This window comes from Vibrio sp. 1288, from assembly GCF_033344475.1.
This window is the reverse complement of the sequence record NZ_JAWPOX010000026.1, coordinates 33,289-53,386: the sequence shown is the minus strand read 5'-3', so window position 1 is coordinate 53,386 and position 20,098 is coordinate 33,289. Positions and strand designations below refer to the sequence as shown.

The following is a 20,098-nucleotide window of genomic DNA, read 5'->3' as shown; positions in this document are numbered from 1 at the left end:
GATAATTTGACGTTAAATCGCCTAAACGTGGATGTCTAGCAAGCTGCCAATGATTTCATTGTTTTTCTCTATGACAGACGCGCCAACTCGGTTATAACCAGCGGCTTGAGCTAGGTTGATGAGAAATTCAACTTTTTGAGAGGGAAGGCTAGGTGTTGAGGCTGTTATTGCGACATCCGCAACCGCAGCTAAATCGATGTTGTGATCAGAAAGCTCTTCTTTTACCTTACTTACATTATTGCTAATGCCATGTGCAGCTTTCTCGGCCATTTGTTGTGACATCTGAACGATGTGGTGTCCAGATTGAATTCCCGATACAGGCATATCACTACTCCCAACATTATGATAGTGAGAGCATAGGTGGCGTTTATAAAACGTTCAAGTGTTTTATATCAATGACTTGATTAGGCAAACAGTTTGGCAAGCATTTCTCTTTCTTCACCAGATAGAACCGGTTTTTGCGCTTTATTTAGTTTCACGCTGATCTCACCTTGTAATGACTTTAACTGACTTGCCGTTAAATCACTGAGCTTTTGCTTAAGTTCATTAAATTGTTGTGCGTTCATCTCAATACCTTCGTCATGATTCGGTTTATCCGTCGTTGCCCGAAATTCTTCATCCTTTGGATACAACATATTTATTCAACCAAAATAGATTAGAATTTGATCGATTGCTTTTTGTCCGAATATTGTCAAGGTGTGTTAAGTGATACGTCAGATTTTTCCTAAGAAGGTACATAATTACCCACTTTGGGGTAGATGGAAACGTAAAAAGAAAAAGGGAAGCGATATAGCGCTTCCCTCTTACATATGGTTTGAATGTTACTAACTTACCCTGACGGCAAACTTACTAGCAAGTGAATGAAGCTCTGGGAGCATGCGATAGATAAGATGAAGTTGCTGCAATACCATGCGGGCAGAGCTGTCGTCTTCATCGCGCCATTCGTTTAAGCGTTGCTCGAGTCCAGCATCATCAATATTAGATAGGTCACACTCCTCACAATGCTGGTGAAGCTGTTTATGAAGTACATCCAGATGCTGATGAATACAACGGTGAGCATCTAAAACGAGTTTATGAATTGACTCATCTTCGATGCGAGTTCTGTGCGCGCCTAATGCAGAAATATAGTTCAACATTGCGTGATTTAACGTTAGGAAGCGAAAACTTTCATCAACAGCTGCGCGATATTTGCCAGGCTCCGCCAGCATCGTACTAATCGCAGAAGATAGTGAGGCATCATTATTGTGGGCCTGGCGGCGAGCGATACGGTAACTCAAATTGTCTTTCTTGCCGATTCTATACTGACCAATGATCTGATCGAGATACTGCTTGTTCGCCTCTATCGCATCCGACATAACTTTGTGAAGCCTTCTCGACTGCCAGTCGGGCAAAATAACTAATACTGCTCCTACTGCAAGCACACACCCGATGAGGGTATCTGCTAGTCGAGGAAGGACAACTGCGTAACCTTCACCTAGTTGATTAAATAAGAAGAGGACGAGCAGTGTAATAAAACCAGTCGCGTACCCATAGTTGTTCATCCGGAAGGCGAAAAACATCACACCAGAGATAACGATAAATACTAACTGGCTTTCTTGAGAAGGGAAAAAAGTCAGCAATGGTACACCAATCAACAAACCAGCTAATGTACCTATTACTCTTGCCGTCAATTTTTGGCGAGTGGCACTGTAGTTCGGTTGGCATACGAATAAAGTGGTTAAGAGTATCCAGTAACCTCGGTCGATGTTGAATATTTGAATGATTCCATAGCCAATCGTTAAGGCAATTGACATACGTAATGCATGCCGAAACAGCATCGAATCTTTGTGTAAATTTGCTGATATACGCTGCCACATCGCCTTTAGCGTGTGTGGGTTGGTATCGGCGAGGGTATCTTCTTCGAGGCCTTCAACATCTGGGTTGTTAATGTTATTAAGTTGTTTTTCTACCGTCGCTAAGTTGTTGAATAAATATGTTAACTGCATCAGCAGACGTTTCCAGTGCCCTTGCTTTTGTTCTTCTAGATAAGCAAGAGAGTTCTGTACTTCAGCTAATGCCAGAATCGATTGATCGGTATGGGAGTATTCATTTCCTAGCTGAATGGCTAGTGCAATATCACGACACGCTTGGGCTTGAGACTCCAAAAGATATTTAAAACGAAACAGCACATCAGAACGTTCAAATTCGGTCGCTAAATCCTGATAGCGATAATGGCTAGAACTGACTCGTTCGTGAATGTCTTGAGCGATGAAATAAATATTTAAAAATCGGTCACTAGGCCCATCAATGTGACCCCGTTTCGATCGGTTAAGTAATGTGGTTTTACAAGCGTTTAGTGCCGTAACCGTGGCAGCATTGCATTTTGCAGCTTCAATCCGTAGCGGTTGTGGCGTCAAGTTGGTCACAGGATGAAAAAGCTTGGCTTTCGCATCAAGATAATTCGCCATTTGGAAGAACACATTGGCTAGGCTTTGTTGCACCGGTTGAAGGGGCCAAAATATCTGCCAAATCATGGACATGAAGTAATACCAGGCGGCACCGGTTAACAGCAGTAGTGGCTGAAACCAAATGTTGGTGCTTTCATGTGCGCCAAGCATAGTATAAATAGCGATTAGCAACGAACCAAAAGCAATACTCGCGTACTTAGGACCTATCGCCCCAAGAATGATGAAGCCGAAGGTTGAGACAAATAATCCCAACGCAAAAGCCCAAGGGGTATCGAACAAGATTTCAATTGAAAAAGCAGCAAGCGCAAAACAGAGAAAGGTGAGAATCAGAGCCTTGATGCGTCCAGTGAAACTGTCATCACTTTCAGCCAAAGCAGCAGCAATAACGCCTAATATTAATGGCGTTATCAGCGTGTTTTGCTCGAAGTACCAAGTTGGGATAACCACACCCAGTAAGGTAATAAGGATAAGAACGCTGTAATTTATCGTCTTGTTTGCCCAATATAGCCGAAATTTAGAAGTTGCTTGCACAATGCGCCTTATGTTTCCGATGAAGAACAGGGGGAATACTACCAGACCCACTATAGCGCGTTTATGATTTACTTTAAGAAAAATTCGTGGTTGCTGATAAAATCAGCAGGGATGTCATTGACTTATATTAAAACTGCCAGGTCATGTATTGAGGATTGTAAAGCCAGCTTCAAATAACCTCAGCTTTAGGTTATTAAATCGACAGTAATGTGAATTTTATTAAAGAATAGAAGAAGAAGCTTACTTAGGTGCTCGCCGTTGCTACAATTTAGCGCCTTAAAATGATATAAATCGACAACTTCTAAACTAAAAGGCGCACGTTTCATGCAGCTTACTGCCACTAACAAAGCACAGTTTTTTATTCAAAATGAGTACCATCACGTCGAAATAAAAGAGAACAGTGTTTTATTAAGCTCAATAGGCAGTGAAGAACATATTCCTTTTACGATCTGGAATGGCAAAGTTAGCGTAAAGCGTGGGTTGTTATGGAGCTCTTTGCAGTTTTTTGCTCATGAGCACGAAGGCAAACAACAAAGTTGGCTAGTACAAGGACTACCGTGGCCACAATGCCGTAAGTTTGCTCTTGAAGCTGTTCGTCAGTATCAAGAATGGCACAACACTCAGTGCCGAAAACTGGCTGAGTATCTACCTAAGTGGGAAGAAGAGCTTTACAAACTAAAGCACTTGCCTGCTTACTTATCGCATTCTCAAGTGGTCTCCTGGGTTGAAAGTCTTAACCAAGAGTTAAGCGAGATGAAAACCACCCTAGAAGAAGCCAAAATGCGAATGCCGAATCGTATGTCGCAAATAGAGCCTTGGCTCATTGATACCTCTGAGGCGCTTGGTGAGCGTAATCGCGATTGGCTAGAAGCAGAACGTCCAAATTGGGAAGTGCTGTTTAATCAAATTGAATCCTCTCCTTTGAATTTATCCCAGCAATATGCGGTATTACTCAACGACGACCACAACTTAGTTCTTGCTGGTGCCGGCTCGGGCAAAACCAGCGTTTTAACCGCACGAGTTGCCTATTTGTTGCAAAGCCATCAGGCTCAAGCAGAAGAGCTTCTCATGTTAGCGTTCGGTCGTGATGCGGCGACTGAAATGAAAGAACGCTTAGTAGATAAAGTGGGCATGGCGGCAGACGGTGTGCGCGTCAACACATTCCATCAGTTGGGCTTGTATATTCTTAAACAAGTCGAACAGCAACCTGTCGAAATTAGCCCTTTAGCGTTGGACGAAAATCAACGAACGGCATGGTGTGTAGACTGGTTGAAAAAACATTGGATGACACCCACCAACTTTAAACGTTGGCAAAAACATTTAGACAAATGGCCGATTGCGTACCTAAAAGGGGATGATGAGTTAGGAAGCCATTCAGAAAATCCAAAACTGATCGCTTGGCTAGATTCGCAGCTGTCTCATTTAGCGGCGGTAGGGTTGACCAAAAAGCAAGTACAAGAAAAGCTCGTAAACCACCAAGACTATACGCGTTTAAATAGTGAACTCGCCTTATGCTGGCCATGTTTTACAGCGTGGCAGAAAATGCTTAAAGAAAGCAACCAAGTGGATTTCCCAACCATGATCAGTCGTGCGACAGATTATGTGAATAAAGGAAAGTTTGTCTCGCCATGGCGCTTTATTATGGTCGATGAGTATCAAGATATCTCTCCAGACCGTCTGGCATTGATTGAAGCACTGTGTGAATCCACTCAGAAACAAGCAGGTGCGACGTTATTTGCTGTTGGCGACGATTGGCAAGCTATCTATCAGTTTGCAGGAGCGGATGTCGATCTTATCACTGGTTTTAAAGAACGCTTTGCTCACTCAACCGTTCATCACTTAGATACAACTTATCGTTTCAACAATCAGATTGGTGATGTAGCGAATACATTCGTGCAGCAAAACCCATCGCAGTTGCCGAAAACACTAAACAGCCACATACAACGCAAGCAGAAGAGCGTACATACCGCGCCGAGCAATCAAGTGGAAAAGATCTTGGATCACTTGAATCAACAAGCCAAGCAAACCAAGTCAGTTTTATTGCTAGGACGTAACCATTATCATAAGCCCGATTTGTTCGACGATTGGTTGCGACGTTTCCCTAATCTCGATATTCGCTTTATGACTTGCCATGCGAGTAAAGGACGCGAAGCTGACTTTGTGATTATTCTTTCTGTGGATGAGGGGCAATTCCCCGCTAAGAAGAAGCAAATTCACATTGATGGTGCGTTGACGGAGTCCAAAGACAAATTCCCTTACGCAGAAGAGCGCAGGCTATTTTACGTGGCTATTACACGTGCGAAAGAGAAGGTTTGGATCACGCATACTGGCGCGGGATCTGCATTCGTTCAAGAGCTCGTTAATGGTGACTATCCCATAGTGACTTCCCGTTAAATGCAACGTTTAGAATGTTAAAAACAGCAAGGGCGATACTTGGTATCGCCCTTGCTTTATTTGGTTGGCATCAAAGCTTACATGCGCTCAGCAAGATAGGCTTCGTAATCCGGTACTTCGATGTCTACTTCTTGCTCAAGAAGAGGGGAGTTAAACAGGAACTTAGCGGTGGCTCGGTTCGTTGCTACAGGAATATTCCAAACACTAGCAATACGAAGAAGCGCTTTAACATCTGGGTCGTGAGGTACGGCATTCAGTGGATCCCAAAAGAAAACGAGAACGTCGATTTTGCCTTCTGAAATGAGAGCGCCTAGTTGTTGATCACCGCCCATCGGACCACTGATCATGCTCTTGATCGCAAGTCCAGTTTCTTTACTCAGCATGTGTCCTGTCGTGCCAGTTGCGTAAAGGAAGTGACTCTGTAGCTTTTCTTTGTTTTCTTTTACCCAGCGAAGTAGCTCAGGTTTGCAGTTGTCGTGAGCAACCAAAGCCACATGTTTATGGGTTGGCATGGTACGAATGGTTTTTTGCATCAAGATGTTTCCGTTTGTATGATTTTAAAATTGTTGTGACTCAATAGAACACGTTTTTGGTCTTTCAATCAACAGCCTTAACACGGAATGTCGGCCTATATTCTGACGGAGATAACGATTCTTCGATCGTGTCGTCATGAAGCGTCTTCGGAGTCAGTGGTTTGATGGTTGGTGAGGCATGTTTGTCATAAGCTTCACCTCTTAAGTAATGCGTTGCTTGCATCACGGAAAGCCGACCTTGCTGCACCATTTTATCTGTTGGTGCGAAGAGTACTTTGTTACGTAACAGGCCTCGATATACACCATGACTTAAGTACACAGAAACTAAACCGATCTCCTCAGCTTTGCCGGCACTGCGCAGCTCACTGATGGCCGCTTCAATCGCCACTGCACTGCCAACAATGTAATCTATATTTCCCATATCGATCACACGTTGAACTAGGTTACGTTGTAACTCCTTGTCGTTGTCTGCCCAAAATGAGTCAACAATGTTGATATCACTTCCTTGTATCGCTTCATAAAATCCGGCAGTAACGGGTTTCGTACCACCACGAGTTCGCGGCCCCAAAAGTAAGGCAATGTTGGTTTTTCCTGACGCCTTTGGATGGCGAGCGGCCAAATATTGACCCGCTTCGTATCCCATCCAATGCCAGTCAACACCGACAGTCCCTTTTAGCAACTCACTTTGTTCTTCATCCAAGTCGAGTTGGTTCACAGTAGCAAAAACGGGAGTATTCCCCACCCAATTTTTAAGTGAATGCTCGTAAGCCTGTGGGTCCACGGTCCCAAGGATAACCGCATCTGCTCCCCATTGGTTACACAGTGCGAGTTGTTGTTCTTGACGGGTTTTGTTTGGGTAGCCGCCCGCTTCAAGGACTCGTAGCTCGACACCTTCTCTTTTCGCTTCGGACACCATTCCATAGTTTACTGACAACCAGTATGAATCCTTTAGGTGAGGGTATATTGCACATATTTTCTCTGCGGCAACCGCTGGCAAAGAAGCAACTAGGGTTAAAGTGGCTGCAGAATGTTTGAAAAATGTGCGAAATGAGTGTTGATTTTTAACCATGAAATGAAGTTCGTTGGCATAGATTAAGTAAACACTGCAAAATATAACGTAATATGTCGCTGAACACGAACATTAAGGTCATGAAAATATGCTGCTAGCAACTGCAAGCATCGGTCGTAAACTTTTGTTGTCTTTCATTGCGATGGCAATACTGGTCATGTTATCGGCACTTATTGGTGTGTCTGGATTTTCTTTGGTTGCCAAAACCGAAAGAAATGTCGTGGATTCTGCGATTCCCGCCATGATTGAGGCGAGACAAGTCTCTGAGTTGAGTACTCGTATTATTTCGTCTGTACAAATGTTGTCGAACGCAAGAAACGAGCAGGAAAGAAAGGAGTCAGGGCGAGTGCTGTTCGAACAGCTCGAGTCTTTACTCACTCACATCAAGGAGCTCGGGAGTGAGTCGTTCGATTCTCAATTGTTAGAAGCTTTAGAGAATAACGTCCAGAACGTTATCGACAATTTGGCAGAACTCGGTGTTTCGGTTGAAAAAAAGCTGTGGCTTGCAAAAGAGATAGATACTCGTGTTGAAGAAATGCGTCTGCTCAGTGAAGAGCTAGAACAACTAACTCGTACGCAAGTTCAGAATACAAGCACCATTGCTGTTGCTAACGTCACGCATATTTATGACTTATTAGAATCGAATAAAAAATCGCAAGTTTATCAGGCGCTAGATGCACTGGTGGAGGTCGATCTTGATCTGACGGAACGATTGCATGAACTGCACTTGTTGGCCTTTAAAATGTTGAATCAAATTGAAGAGGCTAGGACATTAACGAATATTGAGCGAATTCAACAGGTTCAAAGTGATTTCGATAGCAACCTCAAAATCATGCAACGCCGTGTACTCGCTGTGGAAGATCCTACGCGCTCTAAGCAAATGAGCCAACTGCTCATAGAGCTTGGTAAGCGTCAGGTCGTATTTTCTATACTGATGCAGCAATACGAGAATAACGAGCAGTCACAACAACTGATGCAAAAGACATTAGAGTTGTTCTCAGAGCTTAATGGCACGGTCAACAAATTGGTTGATGATTCAAACAAAACCACTACCGTCGCTGTAGACCAATTGACCAGCACACTGAAATTCGCTCAGTGGTCTCTAACCGTTATTTCAATTGTTGGTTTGATTGTATTGGTGCTGATTTTATGGCGTGTGGTGTACCTTTCTGTTGTGAAGCGGTTAGCGGAATATTCCGCTGCGTTGCTGTCTGTGGCGCAGGGTAACTTAGCGGTTGAGTTGGAAGTGAAAGGCAAAGATGAGTTGGCGCATATGGGGCAGGCCATCATCACGGCTCGTAATACCGCGCAAGCACTAAAAGTGGTAGCAGAGGGTGAAGCTCAAGCCAAGCGAGAGCTTGAGGAGCATAAAGAGCATTTAGAAGAGCTTGTTGAGCAACGCACTTCGCAGTTAAAACAAGCCAACCGCCGTTTGAATGAAGAGGTTTTGAATCACGCTAAAGCTCGCAAGCAAGCAGAGCAAGCGAGCCGAGCAAAATCGGCATTCTTGGCGACGATGAGCCATGAGATAAGAACGCCAATGAACGGAGTGTTGGGGACAGCACGCTTGCTGATTGACTCAGGCCTCAACCCAATTCAAAAGCGTTATGCGGAAATCATTAATCGTAGTGGTAAAACGTTGCTCGCGATCCTTAATGATGTGCTGGATTACTCCAAGATTGAAGCGGGGCATTTAGAAATTCGTCACATGGGCTTCGATTTACACCAAATGGTGGAGGACACTTTCCAGTTAATGAACAGTCGAGCACAAGAGAAGAAGCTGCTGTTCTCCTACCATATTGAAAGTTATGTTAGTCGCTACTGGAAAGGGGATGTCACCAGAATCAGTCAGGTGCTGAACAATCTTGTTGGTAACGCGATTAAGTTCACTGACGAAGGAGAAATTGATATCTACGTTAGCCTGAACCCTGAGGACGAGTCGCAAGTCCTGTTTGAAGTATCAGACACTGGAATAGGAATTGCCAAAAAATACCAGAGAACGTTGTTTGATGCCTTCACGCAAGCTGAAGGTGGGATGAGCCAAACTGGAGGTACGGGGCTTGGACTTGCCATCAGTAAGCGAATCATTGAAGCGATGGGCGGTGTTTTAGAAGTCGATTCCGAAGAGGGAAATGGTAGCCGATTCTGGTTCTCTATTCCGTTAGAGGAAAGCGAACCTGTTGAAACAGGAACCGTGGCAACCGCACGTTGCAAAGTGAAAGCAAAGGTCTTGCTGGTAGAAGATAATGAAGTCAACCGAGTGGTCGCGGAAGGTTTTCTAGAAAGCATGGGGCATCAAGTCGTGATGGCAGAAAACGGCTCACAAGCAGAGCAACTGATCAGCACACAAGATTTTGATATCGCTTTGGTCGACATCAATCTCCCTGATTGTGATGGAACTGAGTTGATCCAACGCTTAAAGCGGATTGAGTGTGATAAGCCGGCCAATAAAGCGCTTGCCGTCACGCCAATGATTGCAGTGTCTGCGCACGTTTTTGCGGAAGAAGTTGAGCGCTATCTAGCCGCTGGTTTTGACGGATACTTGCCTAAGCCATTGGCAAAAGAGGCACTCGCGGCATTGATTCAGGATGCGCTAGACGGAAAGCCGTTGTTGTTGCCACAAAATGCCGACTGTACCCCGTTTGATCAAATTTCGCCTCAAGAACAAGAGCTACAATCAAAGGTCGTTCAAGCACCTAAAACAAAGGAACCCGATGTGGTCATCATTAATCCGAGCGTGATTGAGTCCGATATGAAAATCTTGGGCAGAGATAAGATGTTGCACATTATTAATCTGTTTAGAGCCACCAGCACCGATGTATTAAGCAAGCTGCAAGCGTCTGCTGAGGACAATGATAGTAAAGAAGTAAAGAACCTTGCCCATAAATTAAAGGGCAGTGCAGGAAGTTTAGGACTAACTGCGCTAATGAACGCTTGCCAAGCAATTGAAGCCGCGCCTCAACCTCTAGATACCTATAATGCGACTAAAGATGATTTAGTTTCTCAAGTGTCTGCATCAATTCAAGCTCTGGATGAGTTAATGGCGAAGTAATCCATCGAGCATTGAAAATAAAAAAACCTCCGGCTTTCCGGAGGTTTTTTCTATTCGGTCATGTCATCTTCCCACTCGAATCGAGTGTCTAGGGCATAAGGGTCATCATCAAAAGGATGTTCCACTTTGCCACGCAAGTATTCGAGTTGATGCTCAAGCATATTGACCGTTTCGTAGTCTCCCTCAGAACAAGCAACGTAAATCTGTTGTTCAAGAGCGGCAATGTTATCTCGGATACCCATGAGAACCCCCTTAAATCATCATCGATTCTCAAAACGATTATAGTCAAGTAATCCAAATTCGATCGGTTGTTTTGTACGGTACCAATTGTGTAAACGATCGCTAAATGACCAGAATTTTTCTGAGCTTCTACGAATCGCAAAATTATCCAATAACTTAACGTAATCGGACTCGTTTTGGATGGCACTAAATTGATCGACAAAATCTTTTACTTGGTTTTCGTTGATCGAGAAAAATGCCGCAGGGTAGCTTCCCAAAACGCCGCGTACAATGGTCATATCATCGTTAGCAAAGTCACGGTTACTTTCTTCATCAAACAAGCTAGAGATGTTTGTGTGTGCATTGTTGTGAAGTAAGGTGAACAGTTCATCTTCCCCTGATTGACTTCTCACCATAAGCATAGTGATTTGCGGAACGGTTTTCAGGCCTTCACCACGAACGTGGTCAATACGTTTTAGTTGCTTTTCACTACTCGCAGAAAGAGCCGTGTCTTGAATTTCGTAGCGAGGCAGAAGCACATCTGAGACATGTTCTCTCAACAACTCCACCAACTCCGTTTTTGGATTGTCACTCTTATACTGAACGCTGGTTGGTTGGTTAAACGGCTTCACATTTCGTTGTAAAAAGTCACTCAACTGCGGGCTTTGATCTTTATACCAGCTAGATTGAAGTTCATGGCGCATATCGGCGGGTAACAACGAGATAAAGTTACTTTCGCCTTCTAGACGCAAGAAGTCCATAAACATTCGTGTCATGAGCTGGTGGCCGAAGTTACCGTAAACGTCAAACCCAGCAACAAGCAAATAGTGGATACGCTCTAGTAACGCGTAGTCAAGAATCCACACTGTTTTAGGCTGTTCACCAACTAACCCTTGAACAACAGAAGCACTATCAAAATGGCGGAATATCGTTAATGCCGCATTATGGTTGGTGCCATTACCATCCCAAATTACATCGGTGGATAGGTTTTCACCTTCTTTAAACCAGTTATTAGTGAACTCAGATTTAGCCTCTAGGTAGCGAGCTTGTTGACGCGCGTACTTGACCCAGTTGGTAACAGGTAGCGTGTTACTTTCTTGCTCTGCCGGTAGTTTTAGATTATCAGCCTGAGATCGGTAAAACTCATTTACTTCTGGGATGTCTGCTTTATCTGGATCAAGGAAAAACACCCAAAAGCGATCATTGATAACATTCAATGCCAGTTGGCCACGACAAACTGGGCCTTTGATGTATGCCATTATTGTATTTTGTGCATTATCTAGCATGAACTTAAAGCGCGACTTCACTGGAAGGTCGATGAATGATGTCATCGGGTTTGCAGCAACTTCTGGTTCATAACTCGGTAGCTGACTAACCATGTAATCAGCATCAATAAACCAAGTTTTCCAGTTCTCTATGCGTTGCTTGTTTAACGCGAATGGCATGTGAGTTTTATCTACTATGGTCCCTTGCTCTGGAATAATTCGATAAAACACACGTTCAACCCCTGGATCATCGTACGGGCGACGCGTTGAAATACGTTTGACGGGCTGTCCTGGTGGTGTAGCAGAGCGGACGAGCGTGAAGAATCGGGGATCTTCATCGAGTTCCGAAAAGTAGAGATGAGATAAAAACAAATGCTCATATATATACCTAGCCATCAGCTGATTTTTCAAATCAGAGTGGTTAAGTAATGCTTCGTACTTATCTATTTGCGCTTGCTCTTTCTCACTAACAGGTCGGTGAACGTTCATTATTGCGCCGTTTTCCAACCAAGTCATGAGTGTGTGGTATTCACTGTTTGATAGGTTTGGCATACCAAAAGGCATTCCCCAGGTCGGGTTATCCTTTTCGTATTGCTCGTATTCTTCAATCGTTGGACAGGTTTGCTCTCGGTCTATCGAAAAGTCAAAGCCTTCTAACTGGACTTGGTCAGGCAATGGGTGGCGCTCTTTTTGTTGTAGCAAACGTGCGATAAGGCCTGCATCAATGTTGGCTGCCATGCTTTGATCACGTTCGTTGAGAACCGGATGAAAACCCGCATCGCGCCACTCTTGGGTTGTTTCTGCATCTTCGAATAAGCGTGTTGGTGCTGCGGCTGTGAGTCTTGTTCCTTCATATACCAGTGCTTTACTCGCACCACGGTCAATGCCCTCAACAGAAGAGAGCTTAAGTTGACATGGTGCATCGTAGCACGCGTGGCAGACGACACAGCGGTTATCCATAATGGGTTTAACTTCGCTTTGGAAGAAGTTTGCTTGAGGGGTTTCCACGTCAACTGTGCGTTCACGCACGAGCTGTGGACCAAACAGTTGGTCATAGTTAAGACCAGCATAGGTTGCACAGCCGGCAAACAAAGTAGCAATGCAAAGTGTAAAAATTAAGCGCAAATTCATTGAGTTATTTTACGTGATTCGAATTTGCATTAATTAAAGCAAAATAAGCGGTCAATTACCAAAAGTTGGGCCAATTAGCGTTAATTTTTCTGTTGATTGTCTGAGCGCTTGAAAATGTAACCCTGGCGGTGGACTGTCTGAATTCTGTCTGTTGGAACGCCTTCGTGAACTAGACGCTTTCTCATTCTGCTCATGTGCATATCGAGTGCTCGATCATGTTCAGTAAATTCACGTTTTAGTACTGTTTCGTAAAGAAAATGCTTACTAAGTACTTGATCTTGATGGTGAGTGAGAGTTTGCAGCAGCTTAAATTGAATGCTTGTTAACTGAACAGATTTCTTGTTTGGCAAGTAATTGAGTACCACAGAGTGAGTGCGCTTATCTAGTAATAGCTCCTCATCATTATGGTGAACGCCGTTGTGTTGGCATTGGTAAGTTTTTCCATTTGAAACCTTGGAGTCAAGCACGCGGGCACCTTAATTATTAATGGTAGTAAAACGTATTATCATTAATATTTATATAAAAGCAATCAGGTACTTTATGGGCACTGTGATATGCGTAGACAATCTTAATATTTGAGATTACCAGTAGTGATGAATGGTGCGATGGCGCTCTGAACTAAAGTGCTATTGGAGTGCGTATTAGCTACAAATAACGGTGTAATGTTAGGCAAAGATAGAAAGAATTCTCATTTAGTAAATTCGCTTATCCGCTATTTGTGAACTATACATTCTGTTGCAGGAAGCACTTTTCTAATACACACAGAGGTTTATATGACAGCGAAATATGGCGTTAAACGCCGATTAGCGATTCTTGCCGCCGCTTTAATCGGTGCGACAAGTAGCAGTATCGCAGCAGAGAAACCAAATATTCTCGTCATTTGGGGTGATGATATTGGCCAGTCCAATCTCAGTGCTTACACGTTTGGCTTGATGGGGTACAAAACACCAAATATAGATAGTATCGCCAAAGAAGGCATGATGTTCACTGACTATTACGGTGAGCAATCTTGTACAGCGGGCCGTTCTACTTTCATTACGGGCCAAACCGTTCTTAGAACAGGTTTGAGTAAAGTGGGGCTTCCAGGTGCTGATCTTGGCTTGAAGGAAGAGGACGCAACCATTGCCGAAATGCTGAAGCCGATGGGCTATATGACAGGGCAATTTGGTAAAAACCACTTAGGTGATAAAGATGAGCACCTTCCTACTAATCACGGCTTCGATGAATTTTTTGGCAACCTTTATCACTTGAACGCCGAGGAGGAGCCAGAAAACGTCGATTATCCTAAAGATCCTGAGTTTCGTAAAAAGTTCGGTCCGCGCGGCGTTATCCGTTCGTACGCTGATGGCAAAATTGAGGATACAGGACCTCTAACTCGCAAGCGCATGGAAACCGTGGATGAAGAGACGTTAGATGCGGCACTCGACTTTATGGATCGTGCCGTCAAGGCTGAAAAACCTTTCTTTGTCTGGTGGAACGCAACTCGTATGCACTTCCGTACTCATGTGAAAGAAGAGAACTCTGGAAAAACAGGTATCAGCGAGTATGCAGATGGTATGGTCGAGCATGATAACCATGTAGGTCAGCTACTGAAAAAAGTGGATGATTTGGGTATTAAAGACAACACAATCGTCTTTTACTCCACCGATAATGGCCCACACATGAACTCGTGGCCAGATGCAGGTACAACGCCATTCCGTGGAGAGAAAAATACCAACTGGGAAGGTGCGTACCGAGTTCCTGCGATGGTACGTTGGCCGGGTAAAATTAAAGCTGGCTCTGTTTCGAATGATATCATGCATCACATGGACTGGATGCCAACGTTCGTTGCTGCCGCGGGTGATGACAATATCAAAGAGAAATTGCTCAAAGGTTACAGTGCGAATGGTAAGAAATTCAAAGTTCACCTAGACGGCTATAACTTCCTACCATATTTGACTGGTAAAGAGGATAAGGCCCCACGAGAAGAAATTTTTTACTTCTCAGATGATGGAGACTTAACTGCACTTCGCTATAACAAATGGAAGCTGGTCTTTATGGAGCAACGAGCAAAAGGCACGTTGCGTATTTGGGCTGAACCATTCACCACACTTCGTGTTCCTAAGATCTTCAACTTGCGTATGGATCCTTACGAAGTGGCTGATATCACTTCTAACACTTACTACGATTGGATGCTAGACCGTGCTTACATGCTTGTTCCTGCGCAAGCTTACGTAGGCAGATTCCTTGAAACGTTTAAAGAGTTCCCACCAAGGCAAAAAGCAGCAAGCTTCTCGCTCGATCAAGTGATGGAGAAACTAAAAGAGAACCCAAATAAGTAGGAAAAGCTAAGTGAAGTATCACATATAGAAAGAGGCTCATTAAAATGAGCCTCTTTTTTATCTGTAAAACTCTATCTATTCAGGTTTGTAGAAAGCTTGATGACGAAAACGCCTAACGCTTCAATTGACAAGAGTTATAAACAAATTGGTTCGTAGCGGGCTGCCGTTAAGTTGGCTTTGATTTTTTCACGTAGAGCGATGTGGGCTGGGTTGTTTACCTCTCGCTTATGGTAGACGAACTTGTAAGGGATAGAGCGTATCGAAATGGGGCAGGGCAAAATTTGAAGTTTGAGCGCTTTGCTCCACTTGTTTGCAAAAGATTGAGACACGATCCCTAAACTGTCTCTTTGGGCGACATACAGCGCCATGCCCGCTAGCGAAGATGTGATCAAGTCGACTTTTCTTTCTTGAATTGTTTCCTTTGCTAGTTGCTCGAACCCCGACATGTTGTTCCATTTTCCTGAAAATAAACAGTGAGTTTCCTCATAAAATTGCTCTTTTGTGAGCGTGCCGTGTACACGGGGATGGTTCTCACGACAGATAACCACGGCTTCTTCCTCATAGGCATCTTCAATAATAAACGCTGCATCTTTTGTGATCACCGTATCGATTACTAGATCGACTTTTTGTTGTCTTAACAGCTCAAATAATAGGAATTTTTCGGGTGGTGATTCATAAAAAATAGTGTTCTTTATCGGGTCCATAATGTGCAACAAAATTTCCGAACAACACACTTCAAAATGATTTTTATCAGATATCGCATTGTCAATAATATTAACCGCTTGCTGGAATTGCGGCAGTAATTGATAAGCGGTGGAGGTTAGTGCGATCCCTCGTCCTTTTTTAACGAATAATTGCTTATCTACGACTTGCTCTAAACGCTTTATTGCAGCGCTCACAGCAGGTTGTGTAAGCCCTAATTGTTCCGCGGCTTTTATATAAGATTGAAACTCCGCAACAACAAGAAAAGTTTGGATCAAATTCAAGTCCATAACGTCACTCATAAATTTAATTTATAGGTTAACTAATTTTGACTGCATTTATCGCCTGAAATTAGTGCTTTATCTTATATCAACAATGGTATTGAAAAGCGAATACCATTTTTACGCACTAGCGAACTCTTGGAGATAATATGAAAAATGCGACCAAAACGAGCAGTAAAAAACTCGTACTTAACGCATGTACGTTAGCTTTGGGCGCTGCATCTGCAGTTGCACATGCAGCGGACAAACCCAACATTCTTGTCATCTTTGGTGATGATGTTGGTTACTGGAACCTTAGTACCTACAACCAAGGCATGATGGCGTACAACACGCCAAACATCGATAGCATTGCTAAAGAGGGTGCGAAGTTCACTAACTTCTACGCACAGCAAAGCTCGACAGCAGGCCGTTCTGCATTCATCACTGGTCAAATGCCAAAACGTACAGGTCTATCAAAAGTGGGCTTACCAGGCGCTCCGGAAGGTATCTCGGAAAAAGATCCGACGATTGCAACCGTGCTTAAGCAAATGGGTTACGCAACCGGACAATTTGGTAAGAACCATTTAGGTGACCGAGACGAGCATCTTCCTACCAACCACGGTTTTGATGAATTCTTCGGCAACCTATACCACTTGAACGCAGAAGAAGAGCCAGAGAACGTGGATTACCCTAAAGATCCGGAGTTCAAGAAGAAATTTGGCCCTCGTGGCGTTATCCATTCTTACGCTGACGGCAAAATCGAAGATACCGGTCCACTTACGCGTAAGCGTATGGAAAATGTTGATGGTGAGTTTCTTGATGCCGCAAAAAGCTTCATAGAAAAACAAGTAAAAGCGGACAAGCCGTTCTTTACTTGGTTTAACACCACTCGCATGCACAACTTCACGCATGTTCCTGAAGAATACCAAGGTAAAACAGGTGCCGGTTTCTACGCGGATGGTGTTAAGCAGCACGATGACCAAATCGGTCAGCTACTTAACAAGATCAAAGAGTTAGGTGTGGATGACAATACAATCATTGTTTACACCACTGACAACGGCCCTATGGTTGATTTGTGGCCGGATGCAGGGATGACACCGTTCCGCTCAGAGAAAAACACTGGCTGGGAAGGGAGTTTCCGTGTGCCAATGTTGATTAAATGGCCTGGAAAAATTGAGGCAGGTAAAACATTCAACGGCATGATGTCATTAGAGGACTTTTTCCCGACACTAGTTGCTGCGGCAGGTGAGACCAAAGTTAAAGACGAACTACTAAAAGGCAAAAAAGTTGGTGATATGGACTACAAAGTTCACCTAGACGGTTACAACCAATTGCCATATTTAACGGGTAAGTCAGACAAATCCGCACGAAATGAGTTCGTTTACTGGAGCGACGACGGCGATCTTGTGGCATTGCGCCAAGGAAAGTACAAGTTCCACTTTATGATTCAAGAGAATGAAACGGGTATGGATGTATGGCGTAAGCCGTTCACTAAACTTCGTGTGCCACTGATCTTTGACTTGAGCATTGATCCATTTGAACGAGGCGATCAAGGCATGGGTTATTCTCGTTGGATGTACGAGCGTTCATTCTTAATGATGCCAGCAATGGATACAGTGAAAGAGGTGATGGGTACATTCAAAGAATTCCCGCCTCGTATGGAAGCAGGTTCGTTCGTACCTAAGTCTTCTAAGTAAATTAAGATTATATAGCGCTTTTTGGAGCGCTATATACCCAAATAGCTTCACTTTTGCTGTACAGCGCTCACGAGGTTATTTGGGTATATGTAATAGTGAGAAACGTATGAGTAAGATTTCCCCTCGCCATTCTACTACTATGCCTATTGTTCCTCTTAAAACGGCGTCTAAAGCGCCGGTTTTGGGCGCGTATGACCGTCGATTCCATGTGATGGCAAAGCCAGGCGGAGCAAAGTGCAACATCGATTGTCAGTACTGCTTTTATCTGCATAAAGAAAATCTACTGCACCAAGAAAAGCAGCCAAAAATGGACGACGCAACACTGGAAGCGTTCGTGAAAAGCTATATCGAAAGTCAGGATGGCGAAGAAATTGTATTCTCATGGCAGGGCGGGGAGCCGACGCTGCTTGGGTTGGACTATTTCCGCAATGTCGTAGCTTTGCAAAAGAAATATCAGCCGAAAGGCGTTCGCATTGAAAACGACCTTCAGACCAACGGCATTTTGCTAAACGATGAGTGGTGTGCGTTTTTAAAAGAGCACAACTTCCTAGTTGGCTTGTCGATTGATGGACCACGAGAGCTGCACGACAAATATCGCAAAACCCGCAGCGGTAAGCCAACGTTTGATCTCGTGATGAAAGCGGTAGATAAGCTCAAAGCGCATGGCGTGAAATTCAACGCGTTGGTCACGGTGAATCGTCACAATGCGAAATACCCGCTCGAAGTATATCGATTTTTAACCCAAGAATTGGGTGTGACTTATATTCAGTTTGCGCCGGTGGTAGAAGCCAACAACTTCCAAACAACCGCGCCGCAGTTTTGGAACGAACAGATGATCCCAACCAAAGGCAGTGATCTGGCTAAACCGGGGCATCCAATGTCGATTGTAACGGATTGGTCAGTCGATCCTGAAGACTGGGGACGCTTTTTAATGGCGACCTTTGAAGAGTGGGTGAATAACGATCTTGGCCGTGTGCTGGTTAATCTGTTTGAAACCGCGGTGGCGCAAGTAATGGGGAAACCGTCTCAGCTTTGCGTGACGGCGGAGTTTTGTGGCAAAGGGTTGGCGATTGAGCACAATGGCGACGTGTTCAGTTGCGACCACTATGTGTATCCAGAATACAAACTCGCCAACATTCATGAACACTCACTGAATGAAATGGCCTTCTCTACAAGACAATATACTTTTGGCATGGCAAAACGCGATTCATTGCCGACGTATTGTAAGCAATGCCCTTACTTGCCTTATTGTTGGGGTGAGTGCCCAAAAAACCGTTTGATCAAAACGCCGAATGGTGAGAGTGGTCTAAACTATTTGTGTTCGGGAATCAAAATGTTCTTTGATTATGCGTTACCGATGTTGGTTGGTCTTGCACAACTTCTCCAATCTCAAGAACCGCAAAGATAACATAGTGAATATAACCTTAAGTTATTTCATTTGTTCTTATACTTAAATATCGAAAAGACGGCTTAAACCATTGAAAAGGTATCCTATGAACCACGCACAACAAGCGATAAAAGAACTCATCGAACAAACAGAAAAAAGCGTCATTGGACAAAGCCACGTGGTTCGAGCTTTAGTCATCGGGCTATTAACAAATGGGCATATTCTGCTAGAAGGTTTACCGGGAACGGCAAAAACACGTTCCGTAAAATCTTTGGCGAACTTGTTAAACACCAGTTTTGGTCGAATCCAGTTTACGCCGGATCTTTTACCATCTGACGTGACGGGTACTGAGGTTTATCAAGAGCTGGATGGTAAGCCGCAACTCCACTTTCAACCTGGGCCCATTTTTAACAGCATTGTACTTGCTGATGAGGTCAACCGTGCACCTGCCAAAGTACAAGCGGCACTGCTTGAAGCCATGGCCGAAGGCACAATCACGGTAGGCGATAAAACTCACGTATTGCCGGACTTATTTATGGTGCTTGCAACGCAAAACCCAGTAGAGCAAGAGGGCACGTACCCACTGCCAGAAGCGCAAATGGACCGCTTTATCATGAAGGTTACCGTCGATTATCCAGAAGATGACGCCGAACGTGACATCATTCGTTTGGTGCGCAGTGAAGAATTGGGTGCGGAAACCAGCAGCGAAATTATTACGCCAAAACACATTGAGCCAGACGTGGTGCTAGAAGCGCGCCGTCAGTTACCAAACATCGTGGTATCGGACCTAGTGGAAAACTACATCGTTGCGTTAGTGATGGCGACTCGTAAGCCAGAGCGTTATGCCGATTCAAACTTAGCAAAATGGATTGAGATTGGCTCTAGTCCTCGTGCTTCCATCGCACTCGACAAATGCGCTCGTGCGTATGCGTGGATGCAAGGACGTGACCATGTGACTCCTGACGATGTGCGTGCCATGGTTCCGTCTGTATTGGGCCACCGTTTTTCTTTGACCTACGACGCACTAGCAGACGGAGTCGATCACCAACGAGTCGTACAAGAGCTGCTAGATTGTGTAGAAATTGGGTAA

Annotated in this window: 15 protein-coding genes; 6 read left to right on the top strand and 9 right to left on the bottom strand. The window is 44.2% G+C overall.

The annotated features are described in order from the left end of the window. Positions 1 to 21: 21 nt before the first annotated feature. The 3 genes from R8O11_RS17825 to yccS form a co-directional block, all read right to left on the bottom strand. Positions 22 to 324 carry a hypothetical protein gene (locus tag R8O11_RS17825; RefSeq protein ID WP_213869846.1) on the bottom strand — a complete coding sequence of 101 codons (303 nt, stop codon included), beginning with the start codon at positions 322 to 324 and terminating at the stop codon, positions 22 to 24. Positions 325 to 404: 80 nt separating this feature from the next. Further along, the gene (locus R8O11_RS17820; RefSeq protein WP_005376575.1) at positions 405 to 635 is read right to left on the bottom strand and encodes a hypothetical protein; all 231 of its coding nucleotides are present in this window, start codon (positions 633 to 635) and stop codon (positions 405 to 407) included. A gap of 189 nt (positions 636 to 824) precedes the next feature. Beyond that, a complete protein-coding gene (gene yccS / locus R8O11_RS17815; RefSeq protein WP_064354722.1) occupies positions 825 to 2,978 on the bottom strand; it encodes a YccS family putative transporter in 2,154 nt (717 codons plus the stop codon). Positions 2,979 to 3,302: 324 nt separating this feature from the next. Between yccS and helD the strand changes: the two genes are divergently transcribed. After that, a complete protein-coding gene (gene helD, locus R8O11_RS17810) occupies positions 3,303 to 5,372 on the top strand; it encodes a DNA helicase IV (RefSeq protein WP_318194314.1) in 2,070 nt (689 codons plus the stop codon). A gap of 77 nt (positions 5,373 to 5,449) precedes the next feature. Here the strand turns inward: helD and R8O11_RS17805 are convergent, their stop codons facing one another. Together R8O11_RS17805 and torT are read right to left on the bottom strand one after the other, a co-directional pair. After that, entirely contained in the window at positions 5,450 to 5,905 is a 456-nt protein-coding gene (locus R8O11_RS17805; protein WP_005376571.1) for a methylglyoxal synthase, read from the bottom strand. Positions 5,906 to 5,969: 64 nt separating this feature from the next. Beyond that, positions 5,970 to 7,019, bottom strand: coding sequence for a TMAO reductase system periplasmic protein TorT (torT, locus tag R8O11_RS17800; protein ID WP_262631379.1), 1,050 nt, complete (start codon positions 7,017 to 7,019; stop codon positions 5,970 to 5,972). 43 nt (positions 7,020 to 7,062) lie between these two features. Here torT and torS point away from each other — a divergent pair, with 43 nt between their 5' ends. Beyond that, complete coding sequence (torS, locus tag R8O11_RS17795; RefSeq protein WP_318194313.1) at positions 7,063 to 10,026, top strand: TMAO reductase system sensor histidine kinase/response regulator TorS; 2,964 nt, start codon at positions 7,063 to 7,065, stop codon at positions 10,024 to 10,026. Positions 10,027 to 10,076: 50 nt separating this feature from the next. Here torS and R8O11_RS17790 read toward each other — a convergent pair whose 3' ends face one another. From R8O11_RS17790 to R8O11_RS17780, 3 genes are all read right to left on the bottom strand, one after another. Further along, positions 10,077 to 10,268, bottom strand: a complete 192-nt coding sequence (locus tag R8O11_RS17790; RefSeq protein WP_005376565.1) for a hypothetical protein — start codon at positions 10,266 to 10,268, stop codon at positions 10,077 to 10,079. Positions 10,269 to 10,286: 18 nt separating this feature from the next. Further along, on the bottom strand, positions 10,287 to 12,641 hold the full coding sequence (locus R8O11_RS17785) for a fatty acid cis/trans isomerase (RefSeq protein WP_318194312.1): 2,355 nt from the start codon (positions 12,639 to 12,641) through the stop codon (positions 10,287 to 10,289). Between the two features lie 80 nt (positions 12,642 to 12,721). Continuing rightward, complete coding sequence (locus R8O11_RS17780; protein ID WP_017635365.1) at positions 12,722 to 13,108, bottom strand: winged helix-turn-helix domain-containing protein; 387 nt, start codon at positions 13,106 to 13,108, stop codon at positions 12,722 to 12,724. 306 nt (positions 13,109 to 13,414) lie between these two features. Between R8O11_RS17780 and R8O11_RS17775 the strand changes: the two genes are divergently transcribed. After that, positions 13,415 to 14,962 carry an arylsulfatase gene (locus R8O11_RS17775; protein ID WP_005376560.1) on the top strand — a complete coding sequence of 516 codons (1,548 nt, stop codon included), beginning with the start codon at positions 13,415 to 13,417 and terminating at the stop codon, positions 14,960 to 14,962. A gap of 134 nt (positions 14,963 to 15,096) precedes the next feature. Here R8O11_RS17775 and R8O11_RS17770 read toward each other — a convergent pair whose 3' ends face one another. Beyond that, positions 15,097 to 15,954 carry a LysR family transcriptional regulator gene (locus tag R8O11_RS17770; protein WP_318194311.1) on the bottom strand — a complete coding sequence of 286 codons (858 nt, stop codon included), beginning with the start codon at positions 15,952 to 15,954 and terminating at the stop codon, positions 15,097 to 15,099. A 140-nt stretch (positions 15,955 to 16,094) separates the two neighbouring features. On the opposite strand from R8O11_RS17770, the gene R8O11_RS17765 reads away from it, so the two are divergent. From R8O11_RS17765 to R8O11_RS17755, 3 genes are all read left to right on the top strand, one after another. Further along, the gene (locus R8O11_RS17765) at positions 16,095 to 17,621 is read left to right on the top strand and encodes an arylsulfatase (RefSeq protein ID WP_256900938.1); all 1,527 of its coding nucleotides are present in this window, start codon (positions 16,095 to 16,097) and stop codon (positions 17,619 to 17,621) included. 106 nt (positions 17,622 to 17,727) lie between these two features. Continuing rightward, positions 17,728 to 19,029, top strand: a complete 1,302-nt coding sequence (locus R8O11_RS17760; protein WP_033906479.1) for an anaerobic sulfatase maturase — start codon at positions 17,728 to 17,730, stop codon at positions 19,027 to 19,029. Between the two features lie 85 nt (positions 19,030 to 19,114). Then, the gene (locus tag R8O11_RS17755; RefSeq protein ID WP_005376549.1) at positions 19,115 to 20,098 is read left to right on the top strand and encodes an AAA family ATPase; all 984 of its coding nucleotides are present in this window, start codon (positions 19,115 to 19,117) and stop codon (positions 20,096 to 20,098) included.

What these genes read in the sequence shown, in the direction of transcription:
- R8O11_RS17765 (WP_256900938.1), top strand. Translation starts at nt 16,095, where the DNA reads ATGAAAAATGCGACCAAAACGAGCAGTAAAAAACTCGTACTTAACGCA.
- R8O11_RS17760 (WP_033906479.1), top strand. Translation starts at nt 17,728, where the DNA reads ATGAGTAAGATTTCCCCTCGCCATTCTACTACTATGCCTATTGTTCCT.
- R8O11_RS17805 (WP_005376571.1), bottom strand. Translation starts at nt 5,905, where the DNA reads ATGCAAAAAACCATTCGTACCATGCCAACCCATAAACATGTGGCTTTG.
- R8O11_RS17820 (WP_005376575.1), bottom strand. Translation starts at nt 635, where the DNA reads ATGTTGTATCCAAAGGATGAAGAATTTCGGGCAACGACGGATAAACCG.
- torS (WP_318194313.1), top strand. Translation starts at nt 7,063, where the DNA reads ATGCTGCTAGCAACTGCAAGCATCGGTCGTAAACTTTTGTTGTCTTTC.
- R8O11_RS17825 (WP_213869846.1), bottom strand. Translation starts at nt 324, where the DNA reads ATGCCTGTATCGGGAATTCAATCTGGACACCACATCGTTCAGATGTCA.
- R8O11_RS17755 (WP_005376549.1), top strand. Translation starts at nt 19,115, where the DNA reads ATGAACCACGCACAACAAGCGATAAAAGAACTCATCGAACAAACAGAA.
- R8O11_RS17770 (WP_318194311.1), bottom strand. Translation starts at nt 15,954, where the DNA reads ATGGACTTGAATTTGATCCAAACTTTTCTTGTTGTTGCGGAGTTTCAA.
- R8O11_RS17790 (WP_005376565.1), bottom strand. Translation starts at nt 10,268, where the DNA reads ATGGGTATCCGAGATAACATTGCCGCTCTTGAACAACAGATTTACGTT.
- R8O11_RS17785 (WP_318194312.1), bottom strand. Translation starts at nt 12,641, where the DNA reads ATGAATTTGCGCTTAATTTTTACACTTTGCATTGCTACTTTGTTTGCC.
- helD (WP_318194314.1), top strand. Translation starts at nt 3,303, where the DNA reads ATGCAGCTTACTGCCACTAACAAAGCACAGTTTTTTATTCAAAATGAG.
- R8O11_RS17775 (WP_005376560.1), top strand. Translation starts at nt 13,415, where the DNA reads ATGACAGCGAAATATGGCGTTAAACGCCGATTAGCGATTCTTGCCGCC.